The organism is Capnocytophaga sp. H2931, from assembly GCF_002302535.1.
Taxonomy (GTDB): domain Bacteria; phylum Bacteroidota; class Bacteroidia; order Flavobacteriales; family Flavobacteriaceae; genus Capnocytophaga; species Capnocytophaga canis.
In genome coordinates this window covers 2,482,057-2,500,538 of sequence record NZ_CP022381.1, presented here as the reverse complement: position 1 = coordinate 2,500,538, position 18,482 = coordinate 2,482,057, and the positions used below count along the sequence as shown (strand labels likewise).

Annotated in this window: 15 protein-coding genes; all 15 read right to left on the bottom strand. The window is 35.4% G+C overall.

Annotated features, from left to right (window positions below):
* Positions 1-2: 2 nt before the first annotated feature.
* Positions 3-872 carry a hydroxymethylglutaryl-CoA lyase gene (locus tag CGC52_RS10540; protein ID WP_095894339.1) on the bottom strand — a complete coding sequence of 290 codons (870 nt, stop codon included), beginning with the start codon at positions 870-872 and terminating at the stop codon, positions 3-5.
* A 106-nt stretch (positions 873-978) separates the two neighbouring features.
* Positions 979-3,018 carry a ComEC/Rec2 family competence protein gene (locus CGC52_RS10535; RefSeq protein ID WP_095894519.1) on the bottom strand — a complete coding sequence of 680 codons (2,040 nt, stop codon included), beginning with the start codon at positions 3,016-3,018 and terminating at the stop codon, positions 979-981.
* Positions 3,015-3,644 (bottom strand): C40 family peptidase, encoded by a 630-nt coding sequence (locus CGC52_RS10530; RefSeq protein ID WP_042005640.1) that lies wholly within the window; start codon positions 3,642-3,644, stop codon positions 3,015-3,017. Before CGC52_RS10530 ends, CGC52_RS10535 begins: the two co-directional genes overlap by 4 nt.
* A gap of 185 nt (positions 3,645-3,829) precedes the next feature.
* Positions 3,830-6,340 (bottom strand): ATP-dependent Clp protease ATP-binding subunit, encoded by a 2,511-nt coding sequence (locus tag CGC52_RS10525; protein ID WP_042344391.1) that lies wholly within the window; start codon positions 6,338-6,340, stop codon positions 3,830-3,832.
* A 105-nt stretch (positions 6,341-6,445) separates the two neighbouring features.
* Positions 6,446-7,777, bottom strand: a complete 1,332-nt coding sequence (gene ffh / locus CGC52_RS10520) for a signal recognition particle protein (protein ID WP_042005644.1) — start codon at positions 7,775-7,777, stop codon at positions 6,446-6,448.
* Between the two features lie 304 nt (positions 7,778-8,081).
* Positions 8,082-9,494, bottom strand: coding sequence for a CCA tRNA nucleotidyltransferase (locus CGC52_RS10515; RefSeq protein WP_095894338.1), 1,413 nt, complete (start codon positions 9,492-9,494; stop codon positions 8,082-8,084).
* Between the two features lie 113 nt (positions 9,495-9,607).
* A complete protein-coding gene (gene kdsA / locus CGC52_RS10510; RefSeq protein WP_095894337.1) occupies positions 9,608-10,414 on the bottom strand; it encodes a 3-deoxy-8-phosphooctulonate synthase in 807 nt (268 codons plus the stop codon).
* 4 nt (positions 10,415-10,418) lie between these two features.
* The gene (locus CGC52_RS10505; RefSeq protein ID WP_042346130.1) at positions 10,419-10,604 is read right to left on the bottom strand and encodes a hypothetical protein; all 186 of its coding nucleotides are present in this window, start codon (positions 10,602-10,604) and stop codon (positions 10,419-10,421) included.
* An 11-nt stretch (positions 10,605-10,615) separates the two neighbouring features.
* Positions 10,616-11,215 (bottom strand): MarC family protein, encoded by a 600-nt coding sequence (locus CGC52_RS10500; protein WP_042005655.1) that lies wholly within the window; start codon positions 11,213-11,215, stop codon positions 10,616-10,618.
* Positions 11,216-12,002: 787 nt separating this feature from the next.
* Entirely contained in the window at positions 12,003-12,161 is a 159-nt protein-coding gene (locus tag CGC52_RS11305) for a hypothetical protein (RefSeq protein ID WP_172914084.1), read from the bottom strand.
* Positions 12,162-12,172: 11 nt separating this feature from the next.
* A complete protein-coding gene (locus CGC52_RS10495) occupies positions 12,173-12,853 on the bottom strand; it encodes an ABC transporter ATP-binding protein (RefSeq protein ID WP_042005658.1) in 681 nt (226 codons plus the stop codon).
* Positions 12,854-13,041: 188 nt separating this feature from the next.
* Complete coding sequence (locus CGC52_RS10490) at positions 13,042-13,878, bottom strand: outer membrane beta-barrel protein (protein ID WP_095894336.1); 837 nt, start codon at positions 13,876-13,878, stop codon at positions 13,042-13,044.
* Positions 13,879-13,972: 94 nt separating this feature from the next.
* On the bottom strand, positions 13,973-14,794 hold the full coding sequence (locus tag CGC52_RS10485; protein ID WP_042005661.1) for a Cof-type HAD-IIB family hydrolase: 822 nt from the start codon (positions 14,792-14,794) through the stop codon (positions 13,973-13,975).
* 167 nt (positions 14,795-14,961) lie between these two features.
* Positions 14,962-15,660 carry a 4-hydroxy-tetrahydrodipicolinate reductase gene (dapB, locus tag CGC52_RS10480; RefSeq protein ID WP_095894335.1) on the bottom strand — a complete coding sequence of 233 codons (699 nt, stop codon included), beginning with the start codon at positions 15,658-15,660 and terminating at the stop codon, positions 14,962-14,964.
* 84 nt (positions 15,661-15,744) lie between these two features.
* Positions 15,745-18,468 (bottom strand): sialidase family protein, encoded by a 2,724-nt coding sequence (locus tag CGC52_RS10475; RefSeq protein ID WP_095894334.1) that lies wholly within the window; start codon positions 18,466-18,468, stop codon positions 15,745-15,747.
* Positions 18,469-18,482: the final 14 nt, after the last annotated feature.

The following is an 18,482-nucleotide window of genomic DNA, read 5'->3' as shown; positions in this document are numbered from 1 at the left end:
ATTTAATTCTGAAAGATTTTCATAGTTTCATTATAGCTACTTTCAAATGCCAATAGATTTAAACCTATTGGCATTTGTTGTTTTTGAAAATAAGAAATCAGTTTTTCAGTAGGCATATTTCCTACAAGCTCATCCTTAGCCATAGGGCAACCTCCGTATCCGCGAATAGCTCCATCGAAACGCATACATCCCGATCGATAAGCATTATCCACTTTTTCGTGCCAATCGTTAGGCGAAGTGTGAAAATGAGCTCCAAATTCAACGGTAGGATATTTAGGTATAAGATATGTAAATAATTTTTTAATAGTCTCACCCTCAGCACTTCCAATGGTGTCAGAGAGCGAAATAATACGGATATCTTTTTCTATAAGTTTTTCAACCCAATGTTCTACAATTTCTTCGTTCCAAGGGTCTCCATACGGATTTCCAAACCCCATGGATACATAAACAACCAGCTCTTTGCCACTTTTTTCCGTTTTATTTTTTACATAATCCAGCGTTGTAAGACTTTCCGCTATGGTCTTGTGAGTGTTTCGCATCTGAAAATTTTCTGAAATTGAAAACGGATAGCCTAAATAGTCAATTTGTGGATACTTGGCGGCGTCATCAGCTCCTCGTTCGTTAGCAATGATGGCAAGTAGTTTACTTTTAGTATCTGATAGGTCTAATTTTTCTAATACCTGAGCGGTGTCCGCCATTTGTGGAATAGCTTTTGGCGATACAAAACTACCAAAATCAATAGTATCAAACCCGATATTCAGCAAGGATTGGATATAATCCACTTTTTTTTCGGTAGCTATAAAATCTTTCAATCCTTGCATAGCATCGCGCGGACATTCAATGATTTTGATATGTTTTTTAGAATGATTCATTGAAGAAAATAACTTGTTTAGCAATGCAAATATAGTGTTTTTTTACAATCTTGAAACACTTTACTTATGTTGAAACATTTTGAAAATGCTGTTTTTTCAGTATATTCTATTTCCCATAAGAATTCAAAACAAAAGCTCCCTCTTCAGAGGTTGCATAAAATGGGATATTTTGTTTTTCACAAGTTTCCCGCCATTTCTTCAGTAAATAAGGAGGATTTGTTCCGTTAGAAATTACATTTTTAGGCTTAATTTCCAGTAACATACGCTCAAAATTCACCTTAGGAGCATCCATTAAAATCAGATTGTCTATTACCAATCCTAAGTCTTTTGGGTATATTCCTAAACTATCAACGAATAAAATATTTTTATGTTGAAAATCAGTAATAGAAGGAATTTCTTTTGTTTTCACATCGTTTATACCTTTAGCTTTTTGGTAGTTTTCAATTAAGCGGAAATTTTGAGTTGTATCAGGTTGATATACAGTAATTTTATTGCCCTTTCGTTTTAAGAAAATATTTTGCTTGTATTTTTGAAAAACAATAAACTCTTCTGTAGTTTCAGATTGATATTTGCCGTAGAACAACACTCCTTGAAAAATTATTACAGAAATTAAAAACAGTATTATACGTTTGTACTGTACTTTATTTACTAAATATATTACAGTAATTAAAACTAAAACACTGGTAATTAGAATCTTATTATCAAAATAGATGTGCTTGATAACAAAATCCTCTTGATTAGCAATCAAACCTGCAAACGTATTTATACAGTTGATTAAAAACTCTGTGATTGAAACTAAAAACAGGGGTACTACGTTTAAAAATCCACAAATTAAAGACAAAATCCCGAATATTAAGATTGGAGCTAACAAAGGAACAATCAGTAGATTAGATATAAAAAACAAAGTAGGGAACTGACGGAAATAGTACAGACTTATTGGTAGAACAATGATTTGTGCTGCAAATCCGATAAGCAATAATCCCCAAAAGTAACTGACGATTTTGTTTTTCGGTTGCCACCAGCGTTCCATTCGTGGGTAAAACACTAAAATAGAAAATACAGAAGCATAACTCAACTGAAATCCAACTTCATACAAAAAGTTTGGTCGAATAAGTAATAAGAACAACATAGAAAGCATGAGTGAATCAAAGCGTCCACGTCTGCGATTGAGCAACGAAGCGACTCCCATAAAGCTAAACATTGTAACAGCTCGTAATACGGATGGCGACAATCCTGCAATAAAAGCAAAACTCCATAAACTGACAAGTAATATTCCAAAACGTATTGATTTCCAATGTTTTTTGTCAGGTATTTTTTTTAGTAAGTACAACAAGATGATGGTTATAATCCCCACATGAAGCCCTGAGATAGCGAGAATATGTACAGCTCCTGCGTTGATGTAATTTTGATATACTTCTTCATCTAAATCAGATCGATTTCCTAAAAGAAGCGTTTTCAATAAGGAAGTAGTTTCTTTTGAAAAATACGTTTCCAATATAGTTTCGCTGTTACGGCTTATGTTTTCAGCTACTGAAATAATGGAAAAAGAAGATTTTTCACCAGAAATGAGTGTGTAATTTGATACGTTCGCAAGTCCGAATACATCTTGTCGTTCCATATATTGTTTGTAGTCAAACTGGTATGGGTTTTTAGGAGTAGGAATGTCATTCAGTTTCGACGCAAAAATAATCACATCATTTCGTTGAAAATCAGTATTTTGAATAGCGTTTTCAGGAAAGAAGCATAAAATAGATCCACTTGTAGGTTGATGGTCAGCTGAGAGTAAGTCTGCTTTATAGGTTGTTCCAAAACTTGATTTTGAAGTTTGTTCAATAATTTTAGCTTTTAGTAAATAAGGAGTTTGTTTTTTCAATGCATTTGTGTAATGTGTTGATTTTGTCGTAGGATCATGCAGTATACTAACAAATATTCCAACTGCGATTGAAGTTAAAAAAGTAGTGAAAACAAACCCTTTACTGAAAATTGATTTTTGAAGTGATAGAAACAGATGTACACCTAATATGAAAATTGCTATAGCTATGGATATTGAACTCGTCTGTAAAGACAAAAAATCACCCTTTGGAATTGCAATACCTATTACAATTCCGATAAGAATGGTTAGTATGGCTAAATTTGTAAATTTCACATAACCCGTTTTGCTTTTCTGTATGCTTTTGACCAATATCCCTCATTAAGAGATGATACGATAACTCCTCGTGATGTTGAAGAATGTATGAATTTGACTTCACTTCCCGTTTCTACTACAATGCCTACGTGCGAAATACGATTTGTTTTCCCCGTAGCAAAGAAAAGCAAATCCCCCACTCGAATATTATTAAGTTTCACACCATTTCCTTGATTTGCCATATCAGTGGAAGAACGACTAAGAGGTACGCCTACCGTTTTGTAAACCGTACAAACAAAGCCCGAACAATCCATTCCAGAACGGGTAGTTCCACCGTAGCGATACGGCGTTCCTAAATAAGAAAAAGCAGTATCAATCACTTTTTTGGTAGTTCCTTTTGCGTTTGAGGATGCTGGAATCTCAGTGTTTGTATCTCGAATAGGATTTTCAGCTTTTGAAATATTGGTTCTCTGTTTCGTTTTTATAGGTTGTTTGGAAGTAACATATTTTGTAGTACTGTTTTTTGCTTTTTTATTTTTTTTTGTAGTTGATTTATAGGAAGTTGTAGTCCGCTTCCGTGTGCTATATCGTTCAGCACAGGAGGTTAATAACAATCCAAAAATTAGTAATAACAGTTTTATTTTCATCTTTCAAGTAGATAGAATAATCAGCAATTTCTCATCATTAAGTTTTTAACTTTTGTGCTATTTGACCTGTACGAGTTTCAATACCAACCCTTTAAGTTAATACTTACAATAGCAAAAACTTTGCCAAAGTTTTAACACCTCAGCAAAGTTAATTTGCATTTTCTGTTGAATAAATACACTATAATTTAGTTTACAACAATTTTAAGATTTTCATTTTGCTCGTCTACATCAAAATATATCGTATTTCCTTCTTTGATATGTGAAGCTACTATTTCTTCCGCCAGTATATCTTCTACATATTTTTGAATGGCACGTTTCAGCGGTCGGGCACCATATTGTTTGTCATAGCCCTTTTCAGCAATGAACTCTTTCGCTTTTTCACTCAACTCGATAGTGTAACCTAAATCCTTAATGCGTAAGTATAATTTTTTCAATTCAATATCAATGATTCGGAAAATATCCTCTTTACTCAACGGATTGAAGGTTATCACATCGTCAATGCGGTTTAGAAATTCAGGAGCGAATACCTTTTTCAGAGCATTTTCAACGATTGATTTTTCATGTGCATCTGATTGTGAGGTTTTTGCAGCGGTTCCGAACCCAATTCCTTGTCCAAATTCCTTGACCTGTCTTGCTCCAACATTTGAAGTCATAATGATGATACAGTTTCTGAAATCAATTTTTCGTCCAAGGCTGTCTGTCAAAAAACCGTCGTCAAGTACCTGTAATAACATATTAAACACATCAGGATGTGCTTTTTCAATTTCATCTAAAAGCACTACTGAATAAGGTTTGCGGCGTACCTTTTCCGTTAATTGTCCTCCTTCCTCATAGCCAACATAACCTGGAGGAGCTCCAATAAGTCGAGTGGTTGAGAATTTTTCCATGTACTCGCTCATATCAATGCGAATCATCGTGTCTTCTGAATCAAACAATTCCCGAGCTAATACTTTAGCTAACTGTGTTTTACCTACTCCTGTTTGCCCTAAAAATATAAACGAACCAATAGGCTTATTAGGATCCTTTAAACCTGTCCTGTTTCGTTTGATTGATTTGATAATCTTTTCAACAGCAACATCTTGCCCAATAATCTTTTCTTTGATAGTATCGGAAAGTGTTGAAAGTTTATTCATTTCTGTCTGAGCAATTCTACTTACAGGAATGCCACTCATCATAGATACCACATCGGCTATATGCTCTTCTGTTACAGTGTCGCGATTCAGTTTGGCATCTTCTTCCCACTTGCGATGTACCTCTTTTAATGTGGCTTCGATTCGTTTTTCGTCATCACGCAAACGAGCTGCTTCTTCAAATTGTTGACGAGCAACAGCATTATTTTTTGCTTTTACAACTTCTTCCAATTCTTCTTCCAATTCCAAAATCTTCTTAGGAACTTTCATTTGAGTGATGTGGATTCTTGCTCCAGCCTCATCCAAGGCATCTAAAGCCTTATCGGGTAAGAAACGATCAGTGAGGTATCTACTTGTTAGTTTAACACAGGCTTCAATAGCTTCATCTGTATAGATTACATTGTGGTGGTCTTCATATTTTTTCTTGATATTTTGTAATATCTGGATAGTTTCATCAATCGAAGTTGGCTCAACGATAACTTTTTGAAAACGTCTTTCCAATGCACCATCTTTTTCAATGGATTGTCGATATTCATCTAAGGTAGTTGCTCCAATACACTGTATTTCACCACGAGCTAATGCTGGTTTGAACATATTGGAAGCATCTAAACTTCCACCTGCTCCTCCTGCACCTACCATTGTGTGAATTTCATCGATAAATAAGATGATATCATCATTTTTTTCCAACTCATTCATGATAGCTTTCATACGTTCCTCAAACTGCCCACGATATTTTGTCCCTGCTACTAACGAAGCTATGTCAAGGGTAACGACGCGTTTGTTGTAAAGTACTCTTGAAACTTTCTTTTGTATGATTCGCAATGCAAGACCTTCGGCAATGGCACTTTTTCCAACGCCAGGCTCACCTATAAGTAAAGGATTATTTTTCTTACGTCGGCTCAGGATTTGAGAAACACGCTCAATTTCTTTGTCGCGTCCTACCACAGGATCCAATTGTCCTTGTTCAGCTAATAGAGTCAAATCTCTACCAAAGTTATCCAAAACAGTTAGCTTTTTGGCTCCTCGTTGTGTTCCTGATTCTTGCTGTCCTTTTCCTTTGTCGGGGGTTGGTTTGTCACTTTTGTCAAACTCTTCAAATTCATTAGAAATATTTCCACGCAAAAAATGATCGCCTTGTGTAGGTTGGAATTTTGTTTTTACAATGTCATAACTAACTCCTAAACGATTGAAAATCTTTGTTGTAGGGTCGTTTTCGTTGCGTAATATACTCAGTAACAGATGCCCACTGTTCACAGTGTCGTCTTGTGAATTTCTGGCTTCTAAATGAGATGCATGCATAGCCCTTTCCGCCTGTTGGGTAAAATGCATGGTGTTATGACTACCAGGATTTAATCCTCGCATTGAAGTTAAACCATAAATTTGCTGACGTAGGCGTTCCAAATCAGTGTTTAAACTCAGTAGAACATCTATGGCTCTTCCTTCTCCCTCTTGTAATAAAGCTAAAATAAGGTGTTCCGTCCCGACTACGGATTGCCCTAATCGAATGGCTTCATCATTGCTATAGGCGAGAATTCTTTTTACTCTCGGCGAAAAATTATCATTCATATCAATTATAATCTATAAACTTGGTATTATATGACAAAAATCATTCCTTTCATTCAAGTACTGCCCTTTTGTCATTTATTTTGAAGGTATATACAAAAAAAGAAGTTATCTTCGCATTCCTTGCATCATTTGCATCATTTTCTTACCGCCTCCTCCTTGCATCATTTTCATCATTTTACTCATCTGGGAGAATTGTTTCATGAGTTGGTTAACCTCTTGAATGTCTCTTCCACTTCCTTTGGCAATACGACGTTTTCGATTGGTATCAATGATGGATGGGTTGCTACGTTCTTTTGGAGTCATTGAATAAATAATCGCTTCGATGTGTTTGAAGGCATCATCATTAATATCCAAATCTTTAACAGCTTTTCCAACACCAGGAAGCATCCCCAAAAGGTCTTTCATGCTTCCCATGCGTTTGATTTGTTGTATTTGTTCCAAGAAATCATCAAATCCAAATTGGTTTTTAGCGATTTTCTTTTGTAATTTTCGAGCTTGTTCTTCGTCAAATTGCTCTTGAGCTCTTTCTACCAGCGAGACCACATCACCCATTCCCAAAATACGATCGGCCATACGCTCAGGATAGAAAACATCTATAGCGTCCATTTTCTCTCCCGTACCTATAAATTTGATAGGTTTATCCACCACCGATTTGATAGAAATCGCAGCACCACCTCTTGTGTCACCATCCAATTTGGTAAGGATAACACCGTCAAAATTAAGCACATCGTTAAAAGCTTTGGCGGTGTTTACGGCATCTTGTCCTGTCATTGAATCCACAACGAAAAGAGTCTCTTGAGGATTTAATGCTTTATGGATGTTCGAGATTTCGTTCATCATTTGTTCATCCACAGCCAAGCGTCCTGCCGTATCGACGATTACAACGTTGTATCCGTTGGATTTGGCATACTGAACCCCTTTTTGAGCAATATCCACAGGATTGTTGTTTCCTCTATCCGAAAAAACTTCAACTCCCACTTGTTCTCCTACAATGTGAAGCTGGTCAATTGCCGCAGGACGATATACGTCACAGGCAACTAACAGCGGTTTTTTGTTTTTTTTCTTTTTAAGGAAGTTAGCTAATTTACCAGAGAAAGTCGTTTTTCCAGAACCTTGTAAACCTGACATCAAAATCACAGAAGGGTTACCTGATAGATTGATTCCCGTAGCGTCTCCCCCCATCAATTCGGTAAGTTCGTCCTTGACGATTTTCACCATTAGTTGACCAGGTTGTAGAGATGTTAGTACGCTTTGTCCTAATGCTTTTTCTTTTACTTTCGAAGTAAAATCTTTAGCTATTTTATAGTTGACATCAGCGTCCAATAAGGCTCTACGTACCTCTTTGAGCGTTTCAGCAACGTTGATTTCCGTTATTTTTCCGTGTCCTTTAAGATTGTGTAACGCTTTCTCTAACTTATCACTTAAATTATCAAACATAATTTCCTCATATTATATTAATATGCAAAGGTAGAAAAATAATTAGAAATGCCAAAAAATAGTTTTTGGCTCATAAAGCAACGGTAGGAGATTTCGTAATTGTTTACGAGAAAGAGTTCTATAGAGAAAACCTACCCAAATCACGAGTGAGTGAAATGGGAGAATTTACCTTTCATTATCTCTAAGGAATTGATCAATTTACAGTTTCGAGTGTAATGATATTTACGATAATGTAATTTGTAATTATACTCCTTGAATATGATTGAGTTAGAAGATGTATAAGTTTGTTGTTATACTTTATGATTTACTTTACTAAGTTCATTTTTTTTGCTTTTTCAAACATGAAATCTTTCGCCGCTGTGTAATCATTCGGGATTTTACCTTCCAAGATAGCTTCTTTGATAGCATCTTTAAGAATGCCTATTTCTCGTGAAGGTTTTAAGTTGAATACTTCCATGATTTCTTCCCCTGAAATAGGAGGTTGAAAGTTGCGAATGTGGTCTTTTTCCTCTACTTCTACCACTTTTTGGCGTACTATCTGGAAATTGTCGCGATATTTTTTGATTTTTTTAGGGTTTTTCGTGGTAATATCAGCCTCACAAAGCGTCATCAAATCTTCAAAATCATCACCTGCATCAAAAACCAAGCGACGTACTGCTGAATCTGTTACGATATCCTCTGCAATTATGATAGGTCGTGAACTCATACGGACTATTTTCTGTACGTATTTCATTTTTTCGTTCAGAGGCATCCGCAGTCGTTTGAAAATTTGGTAAACCATTTTACTACCCAAAAACTCGTGTCCGTGGAATGTCCAACCAATTTTCTTGTCGAAACGCTTTGTGGGAGCCTTCCCCACATCGTGTAGTAATGCTGACCAACGTAGCCACAAATTATCGGTATTTTCGGCAATGTTGTCTACAACTTCGAGTGTATGCCAGAAATTGTCTTTATGGCGTTGCCCATCCTGTTCTTCAACCCCTTTTAAATCAATGAGTTCAGGAAGTATGTGATGTAGTAGCCCTGTTTCGTAAAGCAATTTCAGTCCTATGGAAGGTTTTGGTGAGGCTAGAATTTTGTTGAGTTCGTCTACGATACGCTCGTTGGAAATGATTCTCAAACGATCTTTGTTTCGAGCAATAGCTTGGAGAGATTCTTTTTCAATGACAAAATTCAATTGTGTTGCAAACCTAATGGCACGCATCATTCTCAGTGGGTCATCGGAATAGGTAATATCAGGGTCAAGAGGAGTTCGGATAATTTTATTTTCAAGGTCGGAAAGACCGTTAAAAGGGTCAATGAGTTCCCCGAAATTGGATTTTGAAAGTGATAAAGCCATTGCATTGATGGTAAAATCACGGCGATTTTGATCGTCTTTTAATGTACCACTTTCTACATAAGGTTTTCGAGAATTCGAGCTATAACTTTCTTTTCTTGCCCCTACAAATTCAATGTCTAGTCCGTCACATTTAATCATTGCTGTACCGAAATTTTTAAATATTGACACTTTTGGATTGTCAGGCAATTTTTCGGCTACTTTTTCCGCCAATGAAATCCCACTTCCAATAGAAACAATGTCAATATCTTTTGGAAGTTTGCGTTTGAGGATATAGTCCCTAACGAATCCACCAATGACATAACTTTCTAACGAAATTTCTTCAGAAATATCACTAATTAATGTAAAAATAGGATTTGAAAGAGCTTTTTCGTGATACATACTTATTCTTGTCGAGATTATCGACATATCTCATTTTATATTATTTTCTACTAAATTTTAGTTGCCAACTCAAGGACTTAATTGCAAACAGATACCAAGGCAGGTTAGTTTGACTACTCATTGAATGAATTGATTGTTTTTCGAATTGCTGTGAGCCTTGTTAAAAGTCCCTCAAGTAAGTCGAGGTGAAGCATATTTGCTCCGTCACTTTTAGCGTTGATAGGGTCGAAATGGGTTTCTATAAACAATCCATCAACGTTGTTTACAATAGCCGCACGAGCTATGGTTTCAATCATGTCAGGTCTGCCCCCAGTAACACCACTCGTTTGATTGGGTTGTTGTAGTGAATGTGTAACATCCATAATAACAGGTGCATAGCTTCGCATAGTTGGAATGCCTCTGAAATCAACTATCAAATCTTGATAGCCAAACATGGTTCCTCGATCAGTGATTAGAGCGTTATTATTTCCGCTGTCTTTTACTTTTTGTACGGCATGTTTCATGCTTTCAGGACTCATAAACTGTCCTTTTTTCAGATTTACGACCTTACCTGTTTTAGCGGCAGCAACTACTAAATCGGTTTGTCGAACCAAAAACGCAGGTATTTGAAGCACGTCCACATATTGAGCGGCTAATTCCGCATCGCTCACTTCATGAATGTCCGTAACTGTTGGTATTCCAAAAGTTTTACCTACCTTTTCAAGGATTCTTAACGCTTTTTCATCACCAATACCCGTGAAAGAGTCAATTCTACTGCGATTAGCTTTCTTGAAACTACCTTTAAATACATATGGTATATGTAATTTTTCTGTAATAGACACTACCTTCTCGGCAATTTTCATCGCCATATCCTCTCCCTCAATAGCACAAGGTCCTGCAAAAAGGAAGAAATTATTTTCTTTACTATTTAACTGAGCCATTTTTTTATTTTCGAATACGTTTTGCTACCAAAAATATCAACAACAGCAAAAAAGCTATCAAAGCTATTCCTGCCGAAATCAATGCAATAAAACTACGCCCCTCCAACGGATTGGAAAAATCAATCAGATAAATATTAACCCCGATGCTGATCACCGAAAGGATTAGTAGTATATAAATTAATATCCTCATTTTGAATGTTTTTAAAATAATGAAGCTACTCCCTCTGTAGCAAAGAGCCCTTTTATGTTGGTTGCAAATAATTTAACAGCAATGGCTAATAATATTACACCAAATATTTTGTGAATCACGCTGATACCTTGCTTACCTAATATTTTTTCTATCTTTTTTGAAGATTTTAGAACAAAATATACGAAAATAATATTAATAAGAATTCCTGCAATTATGTTTTCTACTTGGAATTCAGCTCGTAAGGACAAAACAGTGGTGAGAGATCCAGCACCTGCAACTAAGGGAAACGCCAACGGAACGATTGAAGCTGTTTGAGGTTCCTCGTCACGGTAAAGTGTTATTCCCAAAATCATTTCCAAAGCCAGAAAGAATAAAATAAAAGCACCCGCCACGGCAAAGGACTCTACTGTTACTCCAAAAAGGTTCAGAATCTCCTTTCCTAAAAATAAAAACAAAATTAGTAACAGTCCTGCTACAATAGCTGTTTTTTCTGATTGAATATGCCCCACTTTTTGGCGTAAATTAATGATTATCGGAATACTACCAATGATGTCAATCACAGCAAAAAGTACCATTGTAGCAGATATAATTTCTTTAATATCAAAATTCATCGGTTAATTTTTTGGCAAAAGTAGTAAAAAAAACTCTGAAGTAGAAGTGTTGTTACGTAGGATTATGGGTAAAAATTAATTTAACACTTTTATTCTTAGTTTAATTTATTGATTTTCATACAAAAAATACTTTATGTAAAGTGTTTGGTAAGTTATTTATTTTTCTATTCCACGTATGGAGAAAAGTGTAGTAAATGTCATTTTGTAGTAGGACGTTTTGTTTTTCAAAGAAAGTAACTAGTTACCTTTGCAATGTACCTGAAGTACTCGTTTATTGCAAAATAGGTTTAAGTTCATTTTCTAATTTAGTTTTTCAGTCGTTTAATTTATTTCTCATGAAAACGATAAAATACGCATACATTTTCTTGTTTTTTGTTTTTGTTTCTTGTCAGATACAAAATAGTGTAGATAAAATAGATGTTTTTTCTATTTTGGAAGAAAAAATTACGTCTATACAAGAAATAAAATCAGATTCTATTATCTTTCCTGCCGAGATTTATTCTTTCGGGTAGTGGATTGTCAGGATAAATCTTTCGAATTACTCTCAAAATATGTTTGATTTCATAAAAAATTATAAATTACAGATTATCAGTCGACACTTTCACTCAATCAAAGTCTTCTGAGATCTACTCCCATCGTAAAAAACGAAAAAACACTTTTTGACAGAGATTATTCCGCAGGATTTCAAAGATTGTCTTTTTAAATCAAATTAGTTACAAAAAGAAACATCTGAAAAGTCAAATATTTTTGGGCGAGAATGACAAACACTATCAAAAATGAACTTTTACTAGCTCTTACTTTCTAACTTTTTCTTTTTTTGCTCGTAATTTTGTCTGAAATTCCTATTTTTTCGACTACTCAACTTTTTTCGGTTGTTTTTATTATTCCAAACAACCAATACAAAAGCGACAGCCAATCCGATGGTTACATAAATAAATAATTCCATGATTAATTACATTATTTTCGGGTGTCATTATCAATAAGTCCATCTCTCAAACGAATAATTCGATGTGCATGTTGAGCTATATCCTCTTCGTGAGTTACCAAAATGACGGTGTTTCCTTTGCTATGAATTTCGTCAAACAAGGCCATGATTTCATAGGAAGTCTTAGAATCTAAATTTCCAGTAGGCTCATCAGCTAAAATAATAGAAGGAGAATTTACCAAAGCTCTAGCTACAGCTACACGCTGTCGTTGCCCTCCGGAGAGTTCATTGGGTTTGTGCATCATGCGGTCACCAAGTCCAACAAGTTGAAGTACTTCTTTGGCTCTCTCACTACGTTTTTCTTTACCTACACCAGCATATACCATCGGTAAAGCAACATTATCCAAAGCCGTGGTTCGTGGCATTAAGTTAAATGTTTGAAATACAAAACCAATTTCTTTATTACGAATATCGGCAAGTTCCGCATCCGACATTTTACTCACATCTTTCCCGTTGAGAATGTATTCTCCCGATGTAGGTGTATCCAAACAACCTAAAATATTCATCAACGTGGATTTTCCAGAACCTGAAGGCCCCATAAGAGCAACATATTCACCTTTTTCAATGATTAAATCAATCCCCTTTAGTACGTGAAGAATTTCACTACCCAATTTGAAATCACGTCTTATATCCTTTATTCTTAGTAAACTCATTAGTTAAAATTTGAAATAATAAAGCTACAGGCAAATATACTACTTTTTTTAAAAACTTTGCATAAATGAAAACAGCTTTAAAAATAAAAAAACTTCGGAAAGTTATCTAACTGAATGTTAGAAACTTCCCGAAATTGTTAATAGCTAAATCCTCTTCTGTATTCAAAAAATCAGCTAAAAAATATTTCTTATAACGTGTATGTCAATCCAAAATTAACTCCTATTGATGAGTAAGGCGCTGCAGGTGGATTTTTATCAGACCAATCGTATTCTTGTTCAATAAGTGGTAATAATGATTGGAAAGTAGCCCCAGCAGGAGTCTGAGCCATGGCTGTTGCCATTGTTTTAAATTGCTCATAAGAAATTGATTTGCCCGCAATAGTTGCTGAAAAATTATCCAATTTTGATGTTTTTCTACCTACATTGACCATTAGATATTCCCCTTCAACAAAAAGTGAAACATTATCACTGAGTTTAAGTCTGTATCCCAAACCTCCTATAAAACCAAAAGGAACTTTTCCGTGAAAATTAGTTTGGAAATCAACTTTTAAAGGGACCATAGGTATGAAAGAACTTGATGGAGTATGTGGTATTCCAGGAATTGTTGCATTTAAACTGGTAAAACTTTCTGTTTTTCCACCAATTTTGGTAACACCTCCTGCCCTTAGATATATATTTTCAGTCACATTAAATACTGCCGATAGCGAAGCTCCAAAAGCTCTTCCACGTGCTTTCATATCCACCAAAGGAGATTTGTTTGTTTTAACATCTTCTCCGTGTAGGTATCCTACAGATAACTCGACTCCCAAACGTTTTGTGAAAAAATAACCTCCTCGCAATTGTGTCTGAAGACCAGCTCCGTAGCTCCCTTTTAATTCGCTTACACCACTTGCCGTTACTTCACGTCCAACCACTTTTTTGTTGGCTTCAAATCCATAACCTCCGCTAACAGAAATATACGCTTGTCCATAAACCGCTGTCATTCCGAAAAGTAAGGTTACTACTGTTAAAAAACTTTTTCTCATTTTTGTAATATATTTTTTGCAAACATATAAAAATAAATAATATCTGCAAAATTTATGTTACAACGAAACCTACCTTTCTGTGAAAAAATATCCATTAACTGTGAAAAAAAGAAGCTAAATACCGTGCAACTCCATCTTCTTTATGATGAAATGTAACTCCATAAGCTATTTTTTTCACCTCCTGACGTGCATTTCCTACGGCAATTCCATATTTTACCCCTTGAAGCATTTCCAAATCATTATAATTATCACCAAAAGCCATTGATTCATCCAACGTAAATGGATATTTATGTTCCAAAAGCACTCGAATACCTGTCAATTTTGACACTTTTAAGTCAGAAACTTCGATATACGTATCTTTAGCACGATAAATATGTAAATTTTGTCCAAATTGTGAGTTTAATATAGTGAACATCTCCTCAATCAGCATAGCATCCCCCATTAACATAATTTTATGAGCTCCTATATTTTGTTCCTTCCAATCGGTAATAACTTGAGAATTTGAACGTATTTCTGGAGTAGTTTTCGTATTGTTTTCCTCACGTTGAGCCCAAAAATCATAGTCAGGTACATACCATAAATCATTATGATACAAACTAATATGTATCTTGCCGTTAAACTGTTGTTCATTGAGTTGGACAATTTGCTCAACCAGAGTGATATCTATTTCAGTGGAATGAAGTACCTGACCATCATCGGACAATACCAAAGCTCCATTGTACGCTATCATAGGATAATCAATGGTTTTCAACAAATTTTGTAAATAACGCATCTGCCGAGGCATTCGTGAAGAAACCAATATAAAAGGTACCGTGTCTTTCAAGCGATTAACTTCATAAATAGTTGATTCAGAAATAGTTCTTTCACCATTAAGTAGCGTTCCATCAACATCTGAAAATATAATTTTGCAATCCATTTTAGTTGTTTAATTTTTTGTATATTCTTCTTTACTATGCGATTATCTACTGTGCTTATTTGTTGCACCTTTATGGTTCATCTTCTTAATTTATTCCTATATTTTTGTGTACTATAGATAGATTCTATTTGAAATACACAAAATACACAAACCTAATTATTAACACATTACACTCCCAAAACATCACTCATAGAGAAAACTCCTTTTTTGTCTACGATCCATTCGGCAGCAAGTACGGCTCCAAGAGCAAATCCATTCCGATTATGGGCTGTGTGTTTTATTTCAATGGTATCAACTTCACTTTCATAGATTATCGTATGCGTTCCTGGTACGTTTTCAATACGTTTCGCCTTTATTGGGATCTCATTTTTTGGGGCAGCATCTAATTTCCATCCCGTTTTATCTGATTTTTCTATGATCCCTTCTGCCAGAGTAATTGCGGTACCACTGGGTGCGTCTAATTTTTGTGTATGGTGAATTTCTTCAATGGAAACAGCATACTCTTTACGTGAAGCCATCAACTTAGCCAAGGTTTTATTGAGAGCAAAGAACACGTTGACTCCCACACTAAAATTTGAAGCATATAAGAAAGTTCCTTGATTTTCAGCACACATTGCTACGGCTTTATCATAATCTTTCAACCAACCTGTGGTTCCTGCAACTACGGGAACTCGGTGCTTAATACAATTACTGATATTGTTAAATGCACTGTCAGGCGTACTAAATTCAATTGCTACATCAACAGTAGAAACATCGTAAACCGCATCCGCACTATCAATTTTCAAAACTATTTCGTGTCCTCTTTCTAAAGCTATTTTTTCAATGGTTTTTCCCATTTTACCGTATCCAAGAAGTGCTATTTTCATAATATGGTCATATTTTGGTCATTAAGATTCTGAACTACAAAAGTACACCTTTACAAATAATATCAAAAGTTTTAGAAATATATTTTAGTATATTTCCAAAATTCGCTCTTCGTCAAAGCCTCCTTCAACAGAAAAAACAATTGTATATTCTCCTTTTGGCAAATAAACCCTTCCATCAGAAGCTGTTTCTAAAGAAATACGTTTGGCAACTCGTTCAAACATCACCTTCCCTACCGATGAAATGGTCATGTCGTACGGAATGTAATTAAATCCTTTTGAGGTCTTGTAGGTAAATGATTGTAAAGTTACTTTTCCTTTCATAATTTTGATTTGCAACTTCATCTCTTTGGATGCAAAAACTTCAAAATGGGTTATTGGCAATTCAGGAGATTCCCAATCACTCCAAGTATTCCCCCAACGATTAGAATGTTCAACCCGAACTTTTTCTCGTAGCGGAAAGAAATCTTGTGCAACAATTGCAACACGAAGCGGTTGAATTACCTCAAGTGATGATTTGAATACCCCATATCCTGCCGTGGACACTAAAATATCACTCGTACCATCGTTAATAAATACATCTAAGATACCTGTCGCTGGTAAACTTCCAAATGAGTGCCAACTCTCCCCTAAATTGAAAGAAACATATAACCCACTATCAGTCCCTAAATAAATAATTTGCTCATTTTTAGGATCTTCCTTAACGATATTAATACGTCCATCGGGCAAATTACTACGAAGTTCAGTCCACGTAACTCCCTGATCTTCACTCATAAATATCAGAGGCTCTGGATTCGTTTTGTCAGGGTGAGAAAAGGTTGCAAACACACGTTTTTGATGATGTTTAGACGCAACTAAATTATTAACTTTAAATGCATTAGAGTTAGAAGCATACATGCTCTGCCATGTAGTCCCTCCATTGCTGGTTATATGAATCGTACCGTCGTCGCTACCTACATAGAGCAATCCAACACTCAAAGGCGATTCGGCAATAGCTGAAATAGTAGCATAAATATCGTTCCCTTTTTTCGAACCAATAGTCAAATCTTCAGAAATAGTACGCCAATTTTGTCCTCTATCTGATGAAAAACGCATTTTATTACTTCCTACATATAGTACATCACTGTTATGCTGAGAAACCAATAAAGGAGTCTGTTTACCAAAACGTAAAGGGGCTTTATTTTCTGAAGTATATAAAGACTTCAAGCGTAAAAAAGTATTCTTTTCTACATTATAACGATAAAAAATACCATTTCCACTGCCTACATATATATCGTTTTCAGAGCCAAAAAGCTGTCGCTGTGATGATATTTTTGTCCAAATATTATTTTTACTCATAAAAACACCTTGCTCACTGGCTAAAAACAGCGATTTTTGATTTTTATCATATCCTATCTTAGTGAATGAAACAGATTGAGGCACATTCCTAAAAATCCAATCTTTACCTTGAGTATATGAAATTGCTAAACCTTTTTTAGACGTCGCGTAAAGCGTATTATTTCGATAATAAATCTTTTCAAAACTATCGTCGAGAGAAACGTTATGTTTACTTTGCCACGACTTTCCCCCATCAAGAGATTCCAATAAAGGATAAGCCCCAATAAAAAGATGCTTATCATTATTAGGATCAACAGTAATAGCTCCAAACTGGTTTCCATTTTGATAAAAAACATCTTCCAAAAGTTGAGAATGTGTTTTTTGCCATGTTTTTCCACCATCGGAAGTTACATAAACCTCAGCTCCTATGACTTCCTGTTGACGAATTCCTAAAAAAATCATCAACCGAGCAGGTGAAGTTATTTCAGCCGAAATCATATCTTTCAGATTTTGAGCAGTATATTTTTTATCTTGCCCTATGGCATGTAAAAAAGCATTGAGTTTATTGTCATCTAAATTTAAAAAATCTGTTTTATTCATTGCTTCGAAATCGCGTTCCAATAAATGTATATTGGTTATTTTAGCAAGATTCCGAGTGGCTACAGACCTTGTTTTTGAACCTCTATTATCCACCACTGCATAGACCTTCTCATCACCATGAGCAGCTAATCCTATTTTACCGATAAAGTTGCCACTCAAAAATCCATCTGTAGACACCTTTGACCACGAAGTCCCAAAATCTTCACTCTTATAAACAGCACTCATACTTCCGTAAGGAATTGATTTCCAAGTGGTAGATTCGTCATGCCACACCGAAGCAAATAGTGTTTGCCCATTAGGAGTGTCTATAATTTGACTAACACCTGCTCTATTTCCAACAAACAAGCTATGTTGCCACGTTTTGCCTTCATCCGAAGTTTTGAAAACACCTCGTTTTTCATCTGCATCAAACGGATTTCCCAAAACTGCAACCACTACTTCATCCGTATTCCGAGGGTTTATGTGAACAGATTCAATGGTTTTAAATTCGGGCAATCCACCAAAAAACCATGAGTTACCTTTATCCTTTGAAGTAAAAAGTCCATAGGGAGTTGCCACCCAAATAATACCTTTACCCCAATGCACAGCAAAAGTTTTTATCTGTTGTGTAGGCTGATTTTGAAAGATATTTTCATAAGTAATCCCTGCATCTTTACTGAGCCATAATCCGCCCGAAGCAGGTGCCACCATCCATTCCAATGGATTATCCTTCCGAATATCAAAATGGTTGATTTGATTACCTATTTCAGGGGTATATATTCTTTCAAATGGGACATTTTTGACCCATGAATTCTGATCCAATTCATTTTTTTGTTGAACAACCAAAGGAAGAGATTCTTGTGCTAAACTACACAATGAAACGCTCAGTAATCCTATTAAAAAATATTTTTTCATCCTATAAAATTAAT